This is a genomic window from Speluncibacter jeojiensis (assembly GCF_029589495.1).
Taxonomy (GTDB): Bacteria; Actinomycetota; Actinomycetes; order Mycobacteriales; family Mycobacteriaceae; genus Speluncibacter; species Speluncibacter jeojiensis.
On the sequence record NZ_JAAIVF010000003.1, the window covers coordinates 166,031 to 184,806 of the forward strand.

Genomic DNA, 18,776 nt, shown 5'->3' on the forward strand with positions numbered 1-18,776 from the left:
CAGCCCTGAGCGGACACTCGGACGCCCGTGACGGACACCGATGACGTCGGCTCGGCCCGTGGCGGCCGCTGAACGCTTCATGGGACCGGGTACCCGCACGACCGGCCCGCGAAACGAACGCCGTGACGCGAAGGGCGTTCCAGATCAGCCGCCAACCGGCCCGCGAAAGCGGGGAGCCGGACGCCTCAACGTCAACCGGACTGTGGTACCTCGGCCGTCGGTGCTCACCTCCACCCGCTGACACAGCGCCCGCATCAACGCCAACCCGCGGCCCCGGGTGGTCGACGGCCGGATCGGCTGCCAGCGCCCGGTGTCGCAGATCTCCGCGTCGACGGCGTCGCCGTCCGCGCGCAGGCGGACCGACATCGGCCCGGGAGGTCGATCGCGATAGGCGTGTTCCACGGCGTTGGTGCACGCCTCGTTGATCGCGAACACGAAGTCGGCGGCGACGGCGGGCGGCACCGCGGCGAGCCCGAGCCAGCGAGCCGTCTCCTGACGCACGCCGGCGAGCCGGTCCGCGGTCGCCGGACAGTCGACGGCCAGCGGGTCCGGCGGCTGCCGGTAGACCAGGAGCGCGACGTCGTCGTCGTAGCCGACCGCCGGGCGACGGGATTCCAGGACGGAGTCGGCCACCACGCCCGGGGAGTCGCGGTCCCGGCTCGCCAGCGCCTGCATCACGGCGTTGATGCCGGTGTCGATGTCCTCGGTGCGCCGTTCCACCAGGCCATCGGTGTACATGAGCAGGGTGGCGCCGGGCGCCAGTACGGCGGTCGCCTGCGGTCGCGGCGAGCGGTCGAAAGTGGCCAGCGGCACCGATGCCGCGGCGTCGAGGAGCCGAACCGGAGATTCCGGCCCGATCACCATCGGCGGGACGTGCCCCGCCGAGCTGTACTGGACCGTCGCGGTCCGGGCATCGAGAACGGCCACGAACACGGTCGAGCACGCCGCCCCGGGAACATGCGCCGCAACCAGGTCGAGATCGTCGATCACCTGGCCGGGACTGACCCCGCGGGCGAGCAGCGCCCGGCACGACGCCCGCAGCTGCCCCATCACCGCCGCGGCCGCCAGGCCCCGCCCCACGCAGTCGCCGACGACGATGCCGAATCGGTCCGACAACAGCGGTAGGACGTCGTACCAGTCGCCGCCGATCTCCAGCGGGGGCACCGTGGGCTCGTACCGCACGGCGAACCACGGCGACGGGTCCAGCTCGCCGAGCATGGCGCGTTGCAGGGTCAGCGAGGTGCGTCTGACGTCGTCGAAACTGCGGGCCCGCTGCATCGCGATCGACAGGTGACCGAGCAGCAGCACCATCAACGCCCGGTCGTCGGCCTGCGACCGTCGTTCCTCGGTGAACGCGAAGTACACCGCACAGTCACCGCCGATGCCGACCGGCGCGGCGAGTCCGGCCACGTAGCCGGGATGCCCGTCCGCCGGCACCGTCGTCACCGTCAGGGTGGGCCTGCGCCGGACCTGTTCGAGTACCGTCCGCACCGGCGCCGCCAGCTCGGCCCAGCACGACGGCGACTCCGGGTCCGCCTGCGCGGTCGCCGGTTGCTCCTCGCCGCCTGTCCACCATGCCGCCACCGCCGCCGACGCGCCCAGCGCGGCCCGTCCTTCCCGCAGTCCCGACGACAGCACATCGGCAATCGTGGTGGCCGCGCTCAGCTCGTCGGACAACCGCGCGCTCAACTGCTCCCGCGCCCGTGCCGCCCGATCGGCGGTGACGTCCCGCATCGTGCCGACCACCGTGCCCTCGTGCCCGGCGAAGACACCGATCGAGTTGGTGTTCACCGCCATCCACAGGGCACGGCCGTCGCGATGTCGTATCGGCATCGTCGACTGCCGGCGGTCGGCGCGCAGGTGCGCGGTCATCTCCGAAGTCGCGGCCTCATCACCCAGCCACGGATGCGGCCAGTGGTACGGCAATCCGTCGGCGCCGTATCCGGTGAGCTCGCCGAACGCAGCGTTCACCTCGATGATGCAACGGTCGCTGTCGGCGACGAAGAAGCCCTCCTGCAGGGCGCCGACCAGCGCGCGCCGGAACCGGTCGGTGGCTGCCAACTCGTCTGCGCGGGCCCGTTGCCGCCGCAATCCGCGCGCCCCGGGCAGGAAGCCGCGCGAGGCGACATCCAACGGGGCCAGGGTCTGCATGAGGAATTCCAGGTGCACCGGCTCGGCGCCACCTGCGGACCGGCCGGCCTCCGCGTGGTGACTCTCGAGCAGGCGGAAATGTTCCTCGACCACCTCGAGGACGCCGATCCCGTCCGCCAATGCCTGCCTGCCGAGGTCGAACCCCGTCGCGAGGGTCTGTTCGCCTGGGGTGTCGAGATACTCGGTGAGCGCCTGTGCGTACGCGCTCCGGAAGTCGAGGCCGTGATCGTTCACCGCGAGGCCCCCCGGATCCGGCAGACCAGCACCAGCGCGTCGTCCCGATCGGTGCGCGCCGCCCCGTCGAACAGCGCACGCGCGATCTCGTCGATCGGCAGGCCCAGGCGGACATGCTCGGGCAGCGCGGTCGCCACCCCGTCGGTCGCCAGCACGAACAGATCGCCGACGCGCATCACCAGCGGGTTGACGCGGACGCCGCCGGGCATGCGGGCGCCCACGATCCCCGCGTCGGCGGGTGGATTCGCCAGCCACCCGACACCCTCCGGTCGCGTGCCGATCACGCCGGCGCAGACGTTTCCGACCCCGGCGCAGACGACGCAGCGCTCGTCGGGTTGGAGCCGGCCCACGGACACCGCGGCGCCGCGGCTGCCGGACAACGCGCGGTGGCACCGTCGCAACAGCCGGTCGGGCTGTTCGCCGTGGTATTGCGACAGCACGTCGTCGACGAGCCGGGCCGCGCCCGCCGCCTCGGGTCCGTGGCCCAGCCCGTCCGCGACGGCGGCGAGCACAGCCCCGTCGCCGACATCACGCACCACCCAGTGGTCGCCGGACACCGGCTGCCCGGCGAGCGGTTCGGTGACCACCGCCCACTCGATGTCGCCGAAACGCCCGGAGTCATGCATCGGAGGGGATCCACTTCCACATGCGCACCAGCGTTCCCGTTTCCGGTGCGGATCGAACCTCGAATCGGTCCATCAGCCGGCGCGCCCCGGGCAGGCCCAGCCCCAGTCCGCCGCCGGTCGAGTACCCGTCCTCCATCGCGAGGTCGACGTCGGCGATCCCCGGCCCGTCGTCCCGCGCCTCGATCATCAACGCCTTGCGTCCCTCGCAGTCCTCGACGGTGAAGTGGATGCCACCGCTCGACGCGTAGGTCGTGATGTTGCGGGCGATCTCCGAGATGGCCGTCGCCACCATCGTCACGTCCGTGAGCGAGAACCCCAGTTCGACCGCCAGCGCGTGACCTGCGCGGCGCGCGGTGACGATGTCGTCGACGTCGCGGACCTCGACCGTGCGCTCACCGGCCATCGCGGTGCCCGCCCGGCCGTCGGTTCCGCAGCCCGTCGAGCAGGGCGAGGCCCTGGTCGAGGTCCAGCGACGTCCTCAGGTTCGTCAGGGTCAGGCCCAGCTGCACCATCGCGAGCGCCACCACCGGTTGCAACCCGACCACGACGGTGTCCGCCCCGAGCAGCCGGGTGGAATGTGCGATGGTCTGAATGGTCCGTGCCGCAAAGGAATCCATCACGTCGAGCGCGGTGACGTCCAGCACGATCCCGTGTGATCGGTAGCGACCGACCTGTGCCATCAGGTCGGTCTGGAGACGGCGGGCGTCTCGGTCGGTGAACGCGTCCTGCACGGTCGCGAACAGGTACGGGCCCTGCTTCAGGATCGGCACCGGCACGATCGGAACCTCTCACGGTCGGGTGCTTCAGTGGGCTTCCGGCAGCGAGCCGCCGTCCCGGCTGACCACGTAGCCGAGCATCCGTTCGGCCTCTTCGATGCCGCCCTGCAGGTCACCGACGGCGTTCATCTTCGACAGGTCCAGCCCGATGGTGACCAGGGTCAGCGCGATCTCCGCGGACAAACCGGTGATGATGACGTTCGCGCCCATCAGCCGCGAGGCGTCGACCGTCTGGACCAGGTAGTTCGCGACGGTCGAGTCGATCGCGGGCACGCCGGTGACGTCGATGACGACGACCTTCGCGCGGTTGGCCCGAATGCCCAGCAGCAGCTGCTCGGTCAGCTGCCGGGCCCGCTGCCCGTCCAGGACACCGATGATCGGCAGGATCAGCAGCTGCTCGCGCACCTGCAGTACCGGCGTCGACAGCTCGCGGATCGCCTCCTGCTGCTGCCGGATGATCCGTTCGCGCTCCTCGACGAAGCTCACACCCACGGTGTTCGCGATGCGATTGGCCGCCGGCTCGTAGACGTCGAGCACGATGTTGAGCCGGTCGAAATCCTGCTGATACTTCTCGAAGAGCGAGCGCGCCAGCACGTCCCGCAGCAGCAGCACGATGCCGAGCACCTCGTCGGTCTGCACCCCGCGCGGGATGATCCGCTCGGACAGGTCCCGCGCGTAGTCCTGGAGGGCTTCCACGCTGCCGGTCTCGAGCACCTCGACATAGTTGTCGTAGACCGACGTCGCCTCCGAGAACAGCTCCTCCGGGCTCATGGCGGTGAGCAGTTGTGCATCGGTGATGCGGCGCGACCATTCCTCCCGCAGCGCCGTGCGGTTGCGCCGCAGGTGATCGACGATCTGCGGGAGCAGGGACTCGTCGGGCGGCCGCGCCGTCCGTCCCGCTCCCACGGGGGCGTCGACCGCCGCCGGGGCCCGCTCACCTGCCGGTTCGATCATCGTGCACCCGCTTCCCGCGCAGGTGGGCGGACCCACCGTTTCGGAACTGGCTCCCGGTCAGCCTAGCGTGACTCCATCGGTCGCACAGCGATCCGCGTCGGCAGCGGACCCGGTCATCCGCTCGTCGTAGCCGGTCACGGGGTCGATGACCCGACCGGCGGCCCACCAGTTCTCGCGGGCGGTTTCGAACACCACCATCATGATGTCCTCCTCGGGCACGTCGGCATACAGGTGCAGGTTGGCCACGATCGCCCGGAACAGCGCGTGCTTGTGCTCCGGAGGCCGCTCGTTGAACGAGAGCTGGATGAACATGGTGCGCTCACCGCGCCGCAGGCCGAAGGCGACCGGTTGGACGACGAGATCCTCGGGCGGGACCTCGTGGAAGACATGGAACTGGTCGTCCTGCGGAATCCCCAGGACATCGACCATGGACCTGTGCAGGGCCTCGGAGACGAGACGGCGGTACTCGGGGGTGGTACCCCGGCGGAGGTAGACGTTGATCAACGGCATGGTTCGTTCCCTTCCTGGCAAGCGGCCGTGGCGGTTTCGTCGTTCACGCCATCGACGCTAGAAGTCCCGACGCCATGCGTACAGCGAATGTATCGCATACCCGATATGATGAATTCTCATGGAGTTCACGCTCACGGGGTTACGGGTGCTGCGTGAGGTGGCCGAGCGCGGCTCCTTCACCGCCGCGGCAGATGCACTGGGCTACACGCAGTCGGCGGTCTCCCGGCAGGTCGCCGCACTCGAGCAGGCCGCCGGGTCCCGGCTGTTCGACCGTCACTCTGGCGGGGTGCGGCCGACCTCCGCCGGGCACACCCTGCTGCGCCACGGCCTCGTCGCTCTCGACGCACTCGCGAGCGCCGAGCGGGAACTGCGCGGCACGACAGACGATGTCGGCCGCGTGCGGCTCGGGTTCTTCCCCTCTGCCGGCGCTGTGCTCGTCGCCCGCTCCCTCGCGGCCGTGCGTCGTGAACACCCGCACCTGCGCATCACCACCAGGGAGGCGTCCACCCCGTCACTGCTGCGGGCATTGCGTACCGGTGCCCTCGACCTCGCCCTTGTGTCTTCCCGGCCACCGCACCGCGCACCGGACACCGACGACCCACCGCTGCAGGTCGAGCCGCTCCTGGAAGACCGACTGGCGCTGGCGGTGCCGGAGACCAGCCGGCTCGCCGGCAGTCCGGGCGTCACCGTCGATCAACTCGCAGGGCAGACATGGATCGGCAGCCCGGCCGGGATCGACGAGCCGGTGCTCGGCATCTGGCCGGGATTGGCCGGTCGGCCCCGCATCCGGCACGCGACCCGCGACTGGATGACCAAACTGAGCCTGGTCGCCGCGGGGGCCGGCATCACCACCGTCCCCTCGACGCTGCGGTCGGCGCTCCCTCCCGGCGTACGACTCGTCGCCGTCGACGGCGTGCCGGAGGAGCGGCGGCGCATCAGCGTGGTGCGCCTGCCCGGACCGGCGACGGCGTCGGCGGATGCCGTGGTTCACGAATTACGCCGGCAGGCAGCCGAACTGGCCGAATAGCCGGGCTCGCCCGGGACAGGATCCGCGGCCGGACAATCCACGCGGCCGCTTCCCACACGTTCGGGGCTGCTGCGCGACCGAGCAGCAGTTGTCACCGGCCGGTGCCGGTGGCGGCGGCGATCATCGGCCACGACTTGTGCAGGTCGTCCTGCCAGTAGCCCCACGAGTGGGTTCCCGTCGGAGTGAAGTCGAACGTGGCGGGGATGTGGATATCCCGGAGTTCTTGTGCGAGAGCATGATTGCATTGATCGACCGCCGCCTCCAGGACGCCGCCGCCGACCTGGTTCGCCAATGCTCCCGGGCTTCCGTGGACGTCGGGATCCGCGAGGGTGTCGTGCGGGCCGGGAAGTCCGGAGCCGGACGCGACATAAAGCGCAGTGCCGCGCAGGTTCTCGGCATTGCGGGCCGGGTCGTGGGCGATCCAGTCGGGTCCGCCGATCGGTCCCCACATGTTCTGCACATCGCCGCCGCCCCTGCCGCGTACGACCATCCGGACATAGTCCACGCCGGGCGCCGTCGAGGTCTGTGCACAGCCGGAGTAGGCACCCACAGCCTGGTACAGGGGCCCAGCGCCGGGACCGAGGGTGTGGGAATGCTCGGCCAGTGACAGCACCGACGTCGCCGACATCGACAGGCCGGCGATCGCATTGCGGCCGCTCGCACCCAGAGCCGAGTTCATCACCGGCGGAAGCTCGCGGGTCAAGAAGGTGGACCATTCGTTGACGCCGAGCACCGGATCGGGGCGGAGCCAGTCGGTGTAATAGCTGTACGCGCCGCCGACCACGGTGACGACGTTGACCTGGCGTCCGGCGAAGAACGACGTGATGTCGGTGCTGTTCTGCCAGGTCGACGCGTCGCCGACCACCCCGCCGTCGGCGCCGTTGAGCAGGTACAGGACCGGAGCGGGGACGGCCGGATCCGCGGCCCGCAGCACCTGCAGTTCGACCGGCCTGCCCATCGCGGCCGAATACACCCGCATCGTCGACCAACCGCCGGATTGCGGCGGCGCCGGCGCCGCGGCGGCGGGGACCGGCCCGAGCGCGAACGCAGCAGCTACGCACAGAGCCGCCCGGCCGGCGAACACGACACCGGCGGCCACTGCCTTCGGAGCCACCTTCCGTCTCCTTCCGTGCTACGACTGGCCGCGACACTATGGGTCAATACCCTCCATCGAGCCCGCCAAACCGGCGATGCCGGGTCGCGCCCAACAGGAACTCAGCACCGGGACATCGCTTGCCGGACCAGCGTCAGGTGGTGGTCGATGACCGGGGCGGTTGCGCGGGCGAGTGCGGTCACCCGCGGTGAACTGCCCGCCGCGGCCTCCTGGGCGCCGGCCTGCAGCGTCTGCAGATGGAAGTCTTCCTGCATGCGCAGCCACGTCCGATCGAAGTCCGCGCCCTGGCGCCGTGCGGTTTCGGTCACCAACCCGGTCTGCTCGGGGTCCGGCACCGGCGGCAGCAGCACCGCTTGGTCGTCGGCCACCGCCGCACCCTGCTGGTAGAGCCGGGTGTGGTCGGCCACGAGCATGCTGCCGAGCTGTCGTACCTGCGGGCACATACCCGCCGCCGCGGCGTCGGCCCCGGACAGGATCTCGGCCATGTCGCCCTGGTGCGAGGCCACCAGGAACACCCGATCCTGTTGGTTCACCACGGCCGCCCGCGCACCGGCCGGCGCGCTCATCCCCGGGCCGAACATCACCGCCACGAGCGCGGACACCGTGAGCATTCGGTTCAAACGCATGGCATTCCCTCCTCCGCCGTGGACTGTGTTCATCCCCTGATTCCCCGTTCGCCGACGAATCAGACCCCCGGCCTTCCGGGACGTCCTTCGACGCCGCCGCGGAGTTGGCCCACGCGGATCGGAAGACCTACACCCGGCAGGCGACGGCACAGCGGAGCAAGAAGTCCCAAGAGATCCACGTCCGGTTCCGCCGGTCGCACAGAACCGCCGAATGACCGACCCTGCGGCGGTCAGCGCGGTGCGGCAAGCCGCCGGGCCGCCTCGACGACGAACGCCCGTCGTCGTTCCCGTTCGGCGGCATCATCCGCCGGCGCACCGGTGATCATCTGCGCGAGCTGCGGGACCGTCTGCCACCAGGCGGCGAGGGCGATGAGTGCGAACACCAGGTGCGCCGCGTCGATCCCGCCGGCGAGTAGCCCGTTACGTTGCGCGGCGGCGAAGCTCTCCACCTTCGCCCGATAATGGTCTGTTCGCGCCCGCTCGTCCGCGGTCGGCGCCTGTCCGAGCCCCTCCCACTGCAGCAGACGGGCGAGTTGCGGGTGCGCCGCGTGGTAGTCGAAGGTCGCGCCGGCGAACTCCCCGATGTCCTCGAGTCCGGCACCGCGCAACCGCACGGCCGCGGCGAGACGCTCGAGCTCGTCGGCAAGGACGGTGTATTGCTGGCCGCCGGACTCACCATCGTCGTCGCCGCCGCCGCGAACCTCCCCGCACTCGACGTGCTCGTCAACAACGTGGGCATCAACCCGGGCGGCGCGCCGGCCACGGAGTCCGATGTCGCCATGTTCTGCCGCACCTACGAGACGAACGTCTTCGGGGTCGTCGCGGTCACCAACGCCTTCCTGCCCCTGCTGCGGCGGTCGGCCCACCCCCGGATCGTGAACGTCTCCAGCGGCACCGGGTCACTGACGTGGAGCACCTTCCCCAATCCCCAGTTCGACCACCACAACTGGGGCAACGGCGCGGCGTACCGCTCCTCCAAGGCCGCGCTGAACGCGCTGACCGTCTTCTACGCGGACGCGTTGGCCGGCGACGGAGTCAAGGTCAACGCGCTCGCTCCCGGCCTGCGCGCCACCAACCTGACCCCGGCCGCCACCCACGGCGGCGACCCTGCCGAAGCCGCCGCGGCAGCCGTGCACCTGGCGCTGCTACCCGACGACGGGCCGAGTGGCAGCTTCTGCTCCTGGGACGGCGCCGTCGTCCCGTGGTGACAGTCCCAAACCGGGCATCGCGGAAACCGAGGTGCCCGCATCCCGACAAGGTGAATCGTCTACCGTCGCTTGACGAACTCGATGACCATGACGCCGGCGTCCTCACGACCAACACGCGCCTCGTCGGTCAGCGTGCGCAGGACGTGCCAGCCGAACCCGCTGTCCAAGGGGGCCTCGCCGGCGTGGGCGGAAACGACGGCGGAGACCGTCACCCCCATGCCGCCGCTTTCGCAGGAGAAGACGCACGTCAGCTCGGTACCGGCGGCCGCACGAGTCGCCAGTTCCGAACACGCTTCGTCCACAGCCAGTTTCAGGTCGGCGACAGCATCGATGTCGAATCCCGCGAGCAATGCGAACGCTTCTGCCGCGGCACGGACGACGGGGAGCCGATCCGGGGCCGCAGCCAACCGCAACTCCACCCGTGACCGGGGATCGTCGGTGCGATCGGCCGCCGACATGGATCCTCCTCGCTCCCTTTGCCGTTCAGCCTACCTTTCGCGCCCGTCCCGACCGGTCGACGTCATCAGAACGCGTCCTTCGGCGCCGGCTCGGCCCCGTCGGGCTCGCGCAACGACTCCGCCACCGAGCCTCCGGACATGTCGGCCGACGTGCCGAGTTGCTCCGCGTACTCCCGCGCCCGTGCATCCTCGGGCTGTTCGACGCCGTCGCCGACCCGTTCCTCGACGGTGTCGGGCTCCTCCTGCGCGAGCCGCTGATCCAGCGTCTCACCGCGGCGTTGCTCACCAGCGGTGACGCCGAACTTGTCGGCGGCCGCCCACCGCTCGGGCGGTTCGAGACCTTCCTCCATGGGGTCGAGTGCGAGGGTGTCCTCGTCGAGGCCCTCGGCGGGTTCGGCGCCCATCACCTGCTCGTAGTCTCCGCCCTCGGTAGGGCCGTGTGCATATTCGTCGCCGGACATGCGGTCACCTCCGTCTTTGCCGGATCAGTAGTAGTGGGTCCTGCCTCCGACCGCGTGTCCCAGGGCACCCAGCAACAGCAGGATCCCTCCGATGACCGCGATGATGATCCCGATCGTCCACAGCACCGGAATCTTGATCAGGAATCCGATGATCAACAGAATGATTCCCAGGGTGATCATGTTCTTCTCCCAGTTCGGCGACCACTTCTTACGTGTTGCACCGGGACTACCCGCCGCCGCATCTGCCTAACCGTGTGGCGGTTCCCGCCCGGTGGGGCCACAATCGATGGCGTGACAACTTCCGGGATGCGTGACCAAGACGGCGCCGACTCTCCGACCGAGGCCGGCCCGGGCGCTTATGTCACAGCAGACGGCGAGGCACGCGTGGTCGCCCTGTCCGGCGAGATCGACATCGTGGCGGCCCCCGGGTTGCAACGCGACATCGAAGCGGTGCTCGCGGACCGCCCACGACGCATCGTCATCGACCTGAGTGCTGTCACCTTCCTGGCGTCGGCGGGTCTGGCCATGCTCACGGCCTGCCGCCACGCGGCGGGCACCGAGATCGCGTTCGCCGTGGTCGCGGACGGCCCGGCGACCGCGCGTCCGATCGAGCTGACCGGTCTCAGCGACGAACTGCACGTGTATCCGAGCCTGGAATCAGCGTTGCAGAGCTGACGGACGGGTTCGCGCCGTCGCGCACGCCGCGCAGCAGCAACGGGAGCAGCACCCACAGCCCGACGAACACCGCTGCGGCCAGCGCCGCGGCCACGACCGCGCCGACGGCCCCCTGGAACGGCAACGTCAGCAGGAAGCCGGTGAGCAGTTGCACTCCGGTCTGGGTGACGCGCAACTCCTGCAGCAGCGCCGACCAGTTACGGTCGAGACGTTCGGTCGGCGTCTCGTGGCGGTCGGGTGTCTCTGCGCCGGGAACGGCGTCCACGCGGCTCGTCCGGTCGCCCGCCGTGTTCCGCACCGTCACCACCCCTCGGGCCCGCCGCGTCGGGCGCGGGTTCGGCCTCGGTGTGCGCCGCCAACCACGCCGCACTCTCCGGGCACGCCGCCGAGCCGAGCCACTGGTCGAACCACATCATCGCCGCCTTTGATCGATTCTTACCGACGGCATACCCGGCGCGGGCCCTGCACTAACGCGATCATCGGCGTTTGCCGCGCCGCCGCGCCGGGAACCTTCGAACGCAAGCGTGCGCGGCGCCGGAACGCCTGCGGACGGACTCTCGAGGCAGTGAGGAAGTGCAACGATGATCAGGCATCGACGAGCGCAGGCAGGCCGGCCCATGGTCGTGGTGGTCACGGGGGCCAGCGCCGGCGTCGGGCGCGCGACCGCACGGATGCTCGGTGAGCGAGGAGCACGTGTCGGTCTGCTCGCGCGCGGCGAGGCCGGGCTGGACGCGGCCGCCGACGAGATCCGCAGCGCCGGAGGCGAGGCGCTGGCGATCCCCACGGATGTCGCGGATCCCACCGCGGTCGAGGAGGCCGCCACGCGGATCGAGCAGCACTTCGGTCCGATCGACGCCTGGATCAACGTCGCGTTCACCTCGGTGTTCGCGCCGTTCCACGAGATCGAACCGCAGGAGTACCGCCGCGTCACCGATGTCTGCTACCTCGGTTTCGTGCACGGCACCATGGCGGCACTTGAGCGCATGCGCCCGCGCGGGCAGGGGGTGATCGTGCAGGTCGGGTCGGCGCTCGGCGAGCGCGCCATCCCGCTGCAGTCCGCGTACTGCGGCGCCAAGCATGCGATCAACGGATTCACCGAGTCGCTGCGCACCGAGCTGCTGCACGAGCGCAGCAACGTGCACGTGACCGTGGTGCAGATGCCGGCGTTGAACACGCCCCAGTTCTCCTGGGTGCTCTCACGTCTGCCGCATCACCCGCAACCGGTGCCGCCCATCTATCAGCCGGAGGTCGCCGCCCGCGCCGTCCTGTATGCGCTCGACCATCCGCGTCGCAAGCAGTACTGGGTGGGCGCGAGCACCGTCGCCACCATCCTCGGTCAGCGTGTCGCGCCGGCGTTGCTGGACCGCTACCTCGCCCGCAGCGGATACAAGTCGCAGCAGACCGACCAGCCGGTCGGCTCGGGACGTCCGGCGAACCTGTGGCGCCCGGTCGACGGGGCGGCCGGCGGCGACCACGGCGCGCACGGGATCTTCGACGACCAGGCGCACGGCCACAGCGCACAGATGTGGTTGAGCCGTCACCGCCGCCTGCTCACCGGCACCGCCGGCGCGGCCGGGGCCGTCGCGGCTGCCGCGGTGGCGGGTTCAGCGCGGCTGCCGCAGCACTGACCAGGTCAGGGCCGCGGCAGCCGCGGCTGCCGCCGCGACCGGGCCGGCGGTCCGCGCCGTCCGCACTGGCCATCCCGGGGCGGGTCGGCCGTCGGCGTCGCCGGGGTCGTGCCCGCCGCGTGCACCGGCCCGGGCCATCGCCAGCACCTGGCCGAGGTGCAGCGCCTGCGCCACACCCGCATGCGCCATCTGGGTGCGGCAGGAGAAGCCGTTGCTGACCACCAAGGTGTCCGCGTCCGCGTCCCGCACGGCGGGAAACAGCGCCTGCTCACCGCACTCGAGCGAGAGCGCGTACCTGCCGGACTCGAAGCCCCACGAACCGGCGAGGCCGCAGCATCCGCCCGAGACCGGATCGACGTCCATGCCCATCCGTTCGAGCACCTGCTGGTCGCCGTCGACACCCCCGGTGGCGCGCTGGTGGCAGTGCCCCCACAGCAGCGCGTGCCCTCCGCCGCGGACCTTCGGCACCTCGATGTCGTGCACGGTCAAGAACTCGCCGAGATGGAAGCTGTTGCGGGCCAGGCGTTCCGCGTCGTCGTCGTGCGGCAGGAGCTTACCCAGCTCGTCCTTGAAGACTGCCAGGCAACTCGGTTCGAGTCCGACGATCGGCGTGCCGGCACGGATGTCCTCGCGCAACGCGTCGAGCACGTGGTGCAGGTAACGCTCGGCCGCCGAGAGGAAGCCGTAGTCGTAGAGCGGCCGACCGCAGCAGACGTGCCCGCTCGGCATCACCACTCGCCACCCGGCGGCCTCGATCGCCTCGATGCACGCGACACCGACCTCGGTGTGCAGATGGTTGGTGAAGGTGTCCGGGAAGACCACCACCGGCGGCCCGCCGGGGTTGACGACCCGGCGGCGTGCGAACCACTGCTGCACCGTCATCGGCGCGAAGGCAGGCAGCGGCCGATGCCGGTCGATGCCCCCGGCGAACTTGGCCGCCAACGCCGTCGTCGGCGTCTGCAGCACCGCGTTGACCAGTTCCGGCATCGCCGACGCGACCCGCGCTGCCTGGTCGATGAAGCCGAACGCGTAGGCGCTGCGGGAGCGCCAACGACGCCACGACCGGTAGTGATGGTGGAGGAACTCGGCCTTGTAGGTGGGCATGTCGACGTTCACGGGGCAGTCGTTGGTGCAGCCCTTGCACGACAGGCACAGATCGAGCGCGTCGGCGACCTCCCGCGACTGCCATCCGTCGGTGATGACCTCGCCGCGCAGCATCTCGAACAGCAGCCTGGCCCGGCCGCGGGTGGAGTGCTTCTCCTCCCTGGTCACCTGGTAGCTCGGGCACATGGTGGTCTGCGCATCGGGCACCCGGCATTTGCCGACGCCGACGCAGCGCAACGCAGCGTGCGCAAAGTCGCCGTGGTCCTCCGCATAGGCGAACTTCACCGCCGGGCGCGCCGGGTTGTAGTCGACGCCCAGTTTGAGGTTCTCGTCGAAGCGGTACGGGTCGATTACCTTGCCGGGGTTCATCTTCCAGTCGGGATCCCAGATGGTCTTGAACCTGCGCATGGCCTCGATGAGGCGCGGGCCGTACTGCTTTCCCAGCAGTTCGGCTCGCTGTTGGCCGTCGCCGTGCTCGCCGGACATCGAGCCGCCGTAAGAGGCGACGAGATCGCCCGCCGCCTCGAGGAATCCGCGGTAGTTCACCAGACCGTCGTGGTGACGCAGATCGAAATCGATCCGCGAGTGGATGCACCCCTCGCCCAGGTGCCCGTACATGGCGCCGTGCAGTCCGTGGTCGGTGTAGAGCCGTTGCAGGTCGCGCACGTAGTCGCCGACCCGATCGGGCGGCACCGCGGAGTCCTCCCAGCCGGGCCAGTGGTCGCCGCTGTCGACGGGGAAGGCCGTCGAGCCGAGCCCGGCCTCACGGATCGACCACAGCTCGTCACTGTTGCCGCCGTCCTGGACGCTGCGGGCGATCACCGTCCGGTCCGCTGCGTAGCCGCACTCGGTTCGCAGCCAGTCCACGAATTCCTGTGCCCGGGTGTACGACTCGTCGGGCCGGTCGGCACCGAACTGCACCATCAGCCAGGCTCCGTGCGAGTCGGGCCGGGGCAGCGCGGCGCGCCCGGCCGCATTGGATCCGGTCAGCTCCTGGTCGTGTACGAGTAGGTGGTCGACGACCTCGAGCCCGATCGGGCGCCACCGCATGATCGCCGGAGCCGCGTCGCCGGCCTCGCCGATCGAGTCGAACTGCACCACCACGAGGGTGCAGTGTTTCATCGCCGGGGTCAGCATGACGGTGGCGTTGAGCACCACCGCGCACGTGCTCTCCGTTCCCACCAGCGCGCGGGCGACGTTGAATCCCCGTTCCGGCAGCAGCTCGTCGAGGTTGTATCCGGACACCCGGCGCGGCAGCGTGTCGACGTCGGGGAAGCCGGCGCGGATGTCGTCGGCGTACTCGTCGCGCAGATCGCGCAGTTGCGCGTAGATCTCCCCCTTGCGTCCGCCCGCCGCGATGATCGACGGCAGGTCGTCCTCCTCGCCGTTGCCCACCCAGAAGCGCGCGCCGTCGTAGGTGAGCACCTCCAGCGCATGGGTGTTGTCGGAGGTGCGCGGGCCGGGGCCGTAGAGGTGGGCCTGGATGGAGTGCACCCCGCAGGAGTTGTTGCCGAGGTTGCCGCCGAGGGTGCACCGCGAGTGCGAGGAGGGGTCCGGGCCGAAGACGAGGTCATGGACGCCGGTCGCCTTGTTGAGTTGTTCGTTGATCACCCCGGTCTGGACGGTCGCGAGCCGGCGCTGCGGGTCGATGGCGGTGATCTCGTCGAGATACTTGGAGAAGTCGATGACGACGGCCACGTTGACGGTCTCGCCGGACAGGCTGGTCCCGCCGCCGCGACACAGCACCGGCGCCCGGTACGCGTGGCAGGCGCGGACGGTCTCGACGACGTCGTCGATCGTCTTGGGCACCACCACGCCGATGGGCACCTGGCGGAAGTTCGAGGCGTCGTTCGCGTACATGGCCTTGGCGGCGTCGTCGAAGCGCACCTCACCGCGCACGTACCGCCGCAACTGGTCCAGGAGCCCGGTGACGTTGACGGTCTCGACCGCCGCCCTGCCCGCGGCGAACCGGGTGTCTGGCATCGTGCACTCCTTCGCGCCTCCGCACGTCCGGCCGGTGTCGTGTCCGTACCCGGGTCAGTCGGAGCGGTCGGCAGGGTCACGGCCCGTGCGCTGCCCCGTCTCTTCCTCTGCAGGCCAACGGGACCGGCGCCACTTGCCGATCTGCGTGTATCCGAAGACGGCGACGATCGCCAGGATGACCAGGACGATCACGATGATGACGATGATCATGACCTTCGGGTACCCCTGCCACGTGAGCGTCAAACCAGAGTGCAGCGCACCGACTGTTGCCGCCCCGGCCCGACCGCGGCGCGACGCCCCTGTCCGGACTGGGTCTGGTCATCGCAGACAGGGGCATCACCACGGCTGGTGGCCGCGCACACGGTCTTCCCGGCCGGCGCCGACCTCAAACGCGTCATCCGCGAGATCCCGAGCCGGCCCGCGCCGGGATCAGGTTCCGCGCGCCGCGCAGGTCCGCCACGAACGCGTCATAGGCGTCGCGGCGCCGGGCCTCGTCGCGGTCACGCAGCACCGCCGACGGATGGATGGTCACGACCACAAGTGCCGGGCACCGCGCGGTGGGTCCGATCTCGCGGGGCAGCCGCAGCACCTCCCCGCGGTGTGCGGTGATCCGGAAGGCCGAACCGTACAGCGATTGCGCCGCCGTCGCGCCGAGACACACGATGACCTGCGGCCGCAGCGCCTCGATCTCGGCGAGCAGCCACGGCCGGCACGAGACCACCTCGGTCCGGCTGGGCCGCTGATGGATACGGCGTTTGCCGCCGATCTGCCGGGTGAACGTGAAGTGTTTGACCGCGTTCGTGCGGTAGACCCGGTCGGCGTCGATCCCGGCGTCGTCGAGCGCCCGGTGCAGCAGTGTCCCGGCAGGCCCCACGAACGGCTGGCCGGCCCGGTCCTCGCGGTCGCCGGGTTGCTCGCCGATCAGCATCAGCGCGGCCGACGCCAGCCCCTCCCCGAAGACCGTCTGGGTCGCCGGCTCGTACAGCGGACAGCCCTGACAGCACCGGGCCGCCGCCGCGAGGGCGCTGATCGTCCGGTCCCGCGGCAGGTAGTTCTCGGCGCCCGTCACCGGGGATCACCGGCCTCCCGTGAACGCGGGCGCGACCTGCTGTTCCCAGAAGTCGAAGAACGCGTCCTGGTCGGGACCGACCTGCTGCACGTACACCTCGTCGAAGCCGGCGCCGATGTAGTCCTGGATCCGGTCGACGAACGGTTTCGCGTCCGGACCGCACGGTACCGACTCGGCGACCGTGGACCGCGGGACCAGTGTGCAGGCCTGTTCGAAGTGGGCCGGCGTGGGCAGCACCTGGGCCAGTTCGCCGGGCAGGTGCTCGTTCGGCCAGATCCGGTGGGCGAGTTCGACGCCCGCGTCGAGGGTCGGTGCGTGGCACACCTTGAACCCGGCCTGGGTCGGCTTGCCCGCACCGCCGCCGTCGCGGAACTCATCGAGCAGTTCCCGTTCGGGTGTGGTGCATTGGAAGCCGTCGCCGATCCGCCCGGCGAGCCGCGCCGAGTGCGGTCCGAATCCCGAGATGTACAGGGGCGTCGGCTCCTCGGGCACCGTGTAGATCCGCGCGTTCTCGACGGTGAAATGTTTTCCGTGGAAGTTGATCTGCCGGCCGGTGAGCAATTCCCTGATGACGAACACGGCCTCCTCGAGCATCTCCCGGCGCACGGCCGACGGCGGCCACCTGCACCCGGTGACGTGCTCGTTGAGCGCCTCACCGGTGCCCAGCCCGAGTACGAACCGTCCCTCGTGCAGCACCGAAGACGTGGCCGCGGCATGCGCGAGGATCACCGGATGGATCCGCATGATCGGGCAGGTCACGGCCGTGGTCACCGGGATGTCGATCGCCTGCGAGAGCGCGCCGATCACCGACCACACGAACGGGCTCTGTCCCTGCTGCTCGTTCCACGGGTGGAAGTGGTCGGAGATCCACAGCCTGTCGAAGCCGGCCGCTTCGGCGCGAACAGCCTGGCGCACCAGCTCTTTCGGCTCGTACTCCTCGCAGGCCAGGTGGTATCCGAACACCATCATGGCACTGCCCGGCCTAACCCTTGCCGACGATGGCGTCGCGGGCGCGATCCATCATCGACGCGAACGGGCCCGCGACCAGGTTCACGCCGCGGGTCTCGACACCGGGGTGCGGCCGCGTCGGCGCGACCGATTCGGACAGGCGCACTGTGCGGACCATCCGCTCGAGCTCACGCTCGCTCATGCCGCGCCGCAACTGCGCGAACTCCTCGCGCTCCTCGCTGTCCGCGTGGTCGAGCACCGCCACGCGCAGTTCGCTGAGCTGGCGCTCGAACTCTGCCGAGTCGACGTCGAGCGTCTCCAGCTTGCCGAGCACCTGTTTGGCCTCGTTCTCCTCGTCCAGCCGTGCCTGCACGATGCTCTCACCGTCGGGCAGTTCGTCTTTCGCGCGCGGGTGGATGATCTCCTCCTCTGCGGTCTCGTGCACCGCCAGCAGCCGCCGCAGGTGCACGAACTGTTCCTCCCGCTCGTCGCCGGTGTGGGCGAGAGTCTCCCGGAACAGCGACTTGATCTGCTGGTGCTGGTCGATCAGGAAGTCGATGACATCACCCGACGACGACGCATGAACCTCGCTCATTGTCTTCCTCCTCGGTCGACGCGGTCCGTCCTGCCCTGAGCTACCCGCGGCACGCCCGGCGCAAACCGTCGAGGCCCGCCGTCAGGGGCGCTCCGGGCCGAGGAAACGGCACAGTTCCGCGTCCCAGAAGGCGGCCCTGCGCCGTTCGGTCCGCAGATGCACCGCCCGCACCGTGCCGACCGAGCCGGCCACGACGACCATCCACAGCACGGCGGCCGAACCCATCGCCGACGACCGCACGTCGGCGAGTTCCGGGACACTCGCCGGCCGGCCGCGGTCGTCGACGGCGACGCCCACCTTGCCCGGCGGATCCTGATGAGCCGCAACGATTCCGGTCCGCCGGAGCCCGTCCCATGACCACGTCGCCTCGACGAGTCCGGGGCGGACGTGACTGTCCGGGTGCGCCACCACCTGGGCCACGACGTCGTGGCGATGCCCGACCATGCCGGCGTACTGCGCGGATCCCCACATCCAGCCCGCGACCAGTGCCGCCGGCAGCAGCGCGGCGACGACCGCTGCCACCGCCAGCGCCGCCCAGGACTCGCACCGATCACACCAGCGCACCAGCGGGTCGTGGGGCGCGAGCACCGGCCGCAACACGGGCCGCACCGCTCGCATGTTCATGGCGA

General features: G+C 70.4%; 22 protein-coding genes and 1 pseudogene. 4 read left to right on the forward strand and 19 right to left on the reverse strand.

The window, feature by feature from the left end:
• Window positions 1–144 precede the first annotated feature (144 nt).
• The 6 genes from G4X40_RS11630 to G4X40_RS11655 are packed head-to-tail and all read right to left on the reverse strand — an operon-like array spanning window position 145 to window position 5,251.
• A complete protein-coding gene (locus G4X40_RS11630; RefSeq protein WP_277832650.1) occupies window positions 145–2,385 on the reverse strand; it encodes a SpoIIE family protein phosphatase in 2,241 nt (746 codons plus the stop codon).
• Complete coding sequence (locus G4X40_RS11635; RefSeq protein WP_277832651.1) at window positions 2,382–3,011, reverse strand: SpoIIE family protein phosphatase; 630 nt, start codon at window positions 3,009–3,011, stop codon at window positions 2,382–2,384. The genes G4X40_RS11630 and G4X40_RS11635 overlap by 4 nt, the downstream gene beginning before the upstream one ends.
• On the reverse strand, window positions 3,004–3,414 hold the full coding sequence (locus G4X40_RS11640; RefSeq protein WP_277832653.1) for an ATP-binding protein: 411 nt from the start codon (window positions 3,412–3,414) through the stop codon (window positions 3,004–3,006). The genes G4X40_RS11635 and G4X40_RS11640 overlap by 8 nt, the downstream gene beginning before the upstream one ends.
• Window positions 3,404–3,787: an STAS domain-containing protein gene (locus tag G4X40_RS11645; RefSeq protein ID WP_277832655.1), complete on the reverse strand. Its 384-nt coding sequence runs from the start codon at window positions 3,785–3,787 to the stop codon at window positions 3,404–3,406. The genes G4X40_RS11640 and G4X40_RS11645 overlap by 11 nt, the downstream gene beginning before the upstream one ends.
• A gap of 27 nt (window positions 3,788–3,814) precedes the next feature.
• Entirely contained in the window at window positions 3,815–4,741 is a 927-nt protein-coding gene (locus G4X40_RS11650) for an STAS domain-containing protein (RefSeq protein WP_277832656.1), read from the reverse strand.
• A 57-nt stretch (window positions 4,742–4,798) separates the two neighbouring features.
• Window positions 4,799–5,251 (reverse strand): tautomerase family protein, encoded by a 453-nt coding sequence (locus G4X40_RS11655; protein WP_277832657.1) that lies wholly within the window; start codon window positions 5,249–5,251, stop codon window positions 4,799–4,801.
• 118 nt (window positions 5,252–5,369) lie between these two features.
• On the opposite strand from G4X40_RS11655, the gene G4X40_RS11660 reads away from it, so the two are divergent.
• Window positions 5,370–6,278, forward strand: a complete 909-nt coding sequence (locus G4X40_RS11660; protein WP_277832659.1) for a LysR family transcriptional regulator — start codon at window positions 5,370–5,372, stop codon at window positions 6,276–6,278.
• A gap of 91 nt (window positions 6,279–6,369) precedes the next feature.
• On the opposite strand, the gene G4X40_RS11665 is transcribed toward G4X40_RS11660, so the two are convergent.
• From G4X40_RS11665 to G4X40_RS11675, 3 genes are all read right to left on the reverse strand, one after another.
• Window positions 6,370–7,392, reverse strand: coding sequence for an alpha/beta hydrolase (locus G4X40_RS11665; RefSeq protein WP_277832660.1), 1,023 nt, complete (start codon window positions 7,390–7,392; stop codon window positions 6,370–6,372).
• Between the two features lie 101 nt (window positions 7,393–7,493).
• Entirely contained in the window at window positions 7,494–8,018 is a 525-nt protein-coding gene (locus tag G4X40_RS11670) for a DUF4142 domain-containing protein (RefSeq protein WP_277832661.1), read from the reverse strand.
• A gap of 230 nt (window positions 8,019–8,248) precedes the next feature.
• Complete coding sequence (locus G4X40_RS11675; RefSeq protein WP_277832662.1) at window positions 8,249–8,626, reverse strand: hypothetical protein; 378 nt, start codon at window positions 8,624–8,626, stop codon at window positions 8,249–8,251.
• Here G4X40_RS11675 and G4X40_RS11680 point away from each other — a divergent pair.
• On the forward strand, window positions 8,567–9,226 hold the full coding sequence (locus tag G4X40_RS11680) for an SDR family NAD(P)-dependent oxidoreductase (RefSeq protein WP_277832663.1): 660 nt from the start codon (window positions 8,567–8,569) through the stop codon (window positions 9,224–9,226). The genes G4X40_RS11675 and G4X40_RS11680 overlap by 60 nt on opposite strands.
• A gap of 59 nt (window positions 9,227–9,285) precedes the next feature.
• Here G4X40_RS11680 and G4X40_RS11685 read toward each other — a convergent pair whose 3' ends face one another.
• The 3 genes from G4X40_RS11685 to G4X40_RS11695 all read right to left on the reverse strand — a co-directional run bounded on the left by G4X40_RS11685 (window position 9,286) and on the right by G4X40_RS11695 (window position 10,325).
• Window positions 9,286–9,684: an ATP-binding protein gene (locus G4X40_RS11685; RefSeq protein WP_277832666.1), complete on the reverse strand. Its 399-nt coding sequence runs from the start codon at window positions 9,682–9,684 to the stop codon at window positions 9,286–9,288.
• A gap of 65 nt (window positions 9,685–9,749) precedes the next feature.
• Window positions 9,750–10,145: a hypothetical protein gene (locus G4X40_RS11690; protein WP_408642182.1), complete on the reverse strand. Its 396-nt coding sequence runs from the start codon at window positions 10,143–10,145 to the stop codon at window positions 9,750–9,752.
• 24 nt (window positions 10,146–10,169) lie between these two features.
• On the reverse strand, window positions 10,170–10,325 hold the full coding sequence (locus G4X40_RS11695) for a DUF6131 family protein (protein ID WP_277832667.1): 156 nt from the start codon (window positions 10,323–10,325) through the stop codon (window positions 10,170–10,172).
• Between the two features lie 111 nt (window positions 10,326–10,436).
• Between G4X40_RS11695 and G4X40_RS11700 the strand changes: the two genes are divergently transcribed.
• A complete protein-coding gene (locus G4X40_RS11700) occupies window positions 10,437–10,820 on the forward strand; it encodes an STAS domain-containing protein (RefSeq protein ID WP_277832669.1) in 384 nt (127 codons plus the stop codon).
• 112 nt (window positions 10,821–10,932) lie between these two features.
• Here the strand turns inward: G4X40_RS11700 and G4X40_RS11705 are convergent.
• Window positions 10,933–11,085, reverse strand: a pseudogene (locus tag G4X40_RS11705) (DUF6328 family protein); the annotation flags it as partial.
• A 316-nt stretch (window positions 11,086–11,401) separates the two neighbouring features.
• On the opposite strand from G4X40_RS11705, the gene G4X40_RS11710 reads away from it, so the two are divergent.
• Window positions 11,402–12,448, forward strand: coding sequence for an SDR family oxidoreductase (locus G4X40_RS11710; protein ID WP_277832671.1), 1,047 nt, complete (start codon window positions 11,402–11,404; stop codon window positions 12,446–12,448).
• On the opposite strand, the gene G4X40_RS11715 is transcribed toward G4X40_RS11710, so the two are convergent.
• The 6 genes from G4X40_RS11715 to G4X40_RS11740 form a co-directional block, all read right to left on the reverse strand.
• On the reverse strand, window positions 12,425–15,535 hold the full coding sequence (locus G4X40_RS11715; RefSeq protein ID WP_277832673.1) for an FAD-binding and (Fe-S)-binding domain-containing protein: 3,111 nt from the start codon (window positions 15,533–15,535) through the stop codon (window positions 12,425–12,427). The genes G4X40_RS11710 and G4X40_RS11715 overlap by 24 nt on opposite strands.
• Before the next feature lie 54 nt (window positions 15,536–15,589).
• The gene (locus G4X40_RS11720) at window positions 15,590–15,745 is read right to left on the reverse strand and encodes a hypothetical protein (protein ID WP_277832674.1); all 156 of its coding nucleotides are present in this window, start codon (window positions 15,743–15,745) and stop codon (window positions 15,590–15,592) included.
• A 184-nt stretch (window positions 15,746–15,929) separates the two neighbouring features.
• Window positions 15,930–16,604 carry a UdgX family uracil-DNA binding protein gene (locus G4X40_RS11725; protein WP_277832675.1) on the reverse strand — a complete coding sequence of 225 codons (675 nt, stop codon included), beginning with the start codon at window positions 16,602–16,604 and terminating at the stop codon, window positions 15,930–15,932.
• A 6-nt stretch (window positions 16,605–16,610) separates the two neighbouring features.
• Window positions 16,611–17,573, reverse strand: a complete 963-nt coding sequence (locus tag G4X40_RS11730) for a TIGR03557 family F420-dependent LLM class oxidoreductase (RefSeq protein WP_277832676.1) — start codon at window positions 17,571–17,573, stop codon at window positions 16,611–16,613.
• 13 nt (window positions 17,574–17,586) lie between these two features.
• Window positions 17,587–18,147: a hemerythrin domain-containing protein gene (locus tag G4X40_RS11735; RefSeq protein ID WP_277832677.1), complete on the reverse strand. Its 561-nt coding sequence runs from the start codon at window positions 18,145–18,147 to the stop codon at window positions 17,587–17,589.
• 81 nt (window positions 18,148–18,228) lie between these two features.
• Window positions 18,229–18,771 carry an Rv1733c family protein gene (locus G4X40_RS11740; RefSeq protein WP_277832678.1) on the reverse strand — a complete coding sequence of 181 codons (543 nt, stop codon included), beginning with the start codon at window positions 18,769–18,771 and terminating at the stop codon, window positions 18,229–18,231.
• Between the last annotated feature and the right edge of the window lie 5 nt (window positions 18,772–18,776).

What these genes read in the sequence shown, in the direction of transcription:
- G4X40_RS11650 (WP_277832656.1), bottom strand. Translation starts at nt 4,741, where the DNA reads ATGATCGAACCGGCAGGTGAGCGGGCCCCGGCGGCGGTCGACGCCCCC.
- G4X40_RS11655 (WP_277832657.1), bottom strand. Translation starts at nt 5,251, where the DNA reads ATGCCGTTGATCAACGTCTACCTCCGCCGGGGTACCACCCCCGAGTAC.
- G4X40_RS11685 (WP_277832666.1), bottom strand. Translation starts at nt 9,684, where the DNA reads ATGTCGGCGGCCGATCGCACCGACGATCCCCGGTCACGGGTGGAGTTG.
- G4X40_RS11735 (WP_277832677.1), bottom strand. Translation starts at nt 18,147, where the DNA reads ATGAGCGAGGTTCATGCGTCGTCGTCGGGTGATGTCATCGACTTCCTG.
- G4X40_RS11635 (WP_277832651.1), bottom strand. Translation starts at nt 3,011, where the DNA reads ATGCATGACTCCGGGCGTTTCGGCGACATCGAGTGGGCGGTGGTCACC.
- G4X40_RS11720 (WP_277832674.1), bottom strand. Translation starts at nt 15,745, where the DNA reads ATGATCATCGTCATCATCGTGATCGTCCTGGTCATCCTGGCGATCGTC.
- G4X40_RS11710 (WP_277832671.1), top strand. Translation starts at nt 11,402, where the DNA reads ATGATCAGGCATCGACGAGCGCAGGCAGGCCGGCCCATGGTCGTGGTG.
- G4X40_RS11730 (WP_277832676.1), bottom strand. Translation starts at nt 17,573, where the DNA reads ATGATGGTGTTCGGATACCACCTGGCCTGCGAGGAGTACGAGCCGAAA.
- G4X40_RS11670 (WP_277832661.1), bottom strand. Translation starts at nt 8,018, where the DNA reads ATGCGTTTGAACCGAATGCTCACGGTGTCCGCGCTCGTGGCGGTGATG.
- G4X40_RS11660 (WP_277832659.1), top strand. Translation starts at nt 5,370, where the DNA reads ATGGAGTTCACGCTCACGGGGTTACGGGTGCTGCGTGAGGTGGCCGAG.
- G4X40_RS11640 (WP_277832653.1), bottom strand. Translation starts at nt 3,414, where the DNA reads ATGGCCGGTGAGCGCACGGTCGAGGTCCGCGACGTCGACGACATCGTC.
- G4X40_RS11690 (WP_408642182.1), bottom strand. Translation starts at nt 10,145, where the DNA reads ATGTCCGGCGACGAATATGCACACGGCCCTACCGAGGGCGGAGACTAC.
- G4X40_RS11740 (WP_277832678.1), bottom strand. Translation starts at nt 18,771, where the DNA reads ATGAACATGCGAGCGGTGCGGCCCGTGTTGCGGCCGGTGCTCGCGCCC.
- G4X40_RS11715 (WP_277832673.1), bottom strand. Translation starts at nt 15,535, where the DNA reads ATGCCAGACACCCGGTTCGCCGCGGGCAGGGCGGCGGTCGAGACCGTC.
- G4X40_RS11695 (WP_277832667.1), bottom strand. Translation starts at nt 10,325, where the DNA reads ATGATCACCCTGGGAATCATTCTGTTGATCATCGGATTCCTGATCAAG.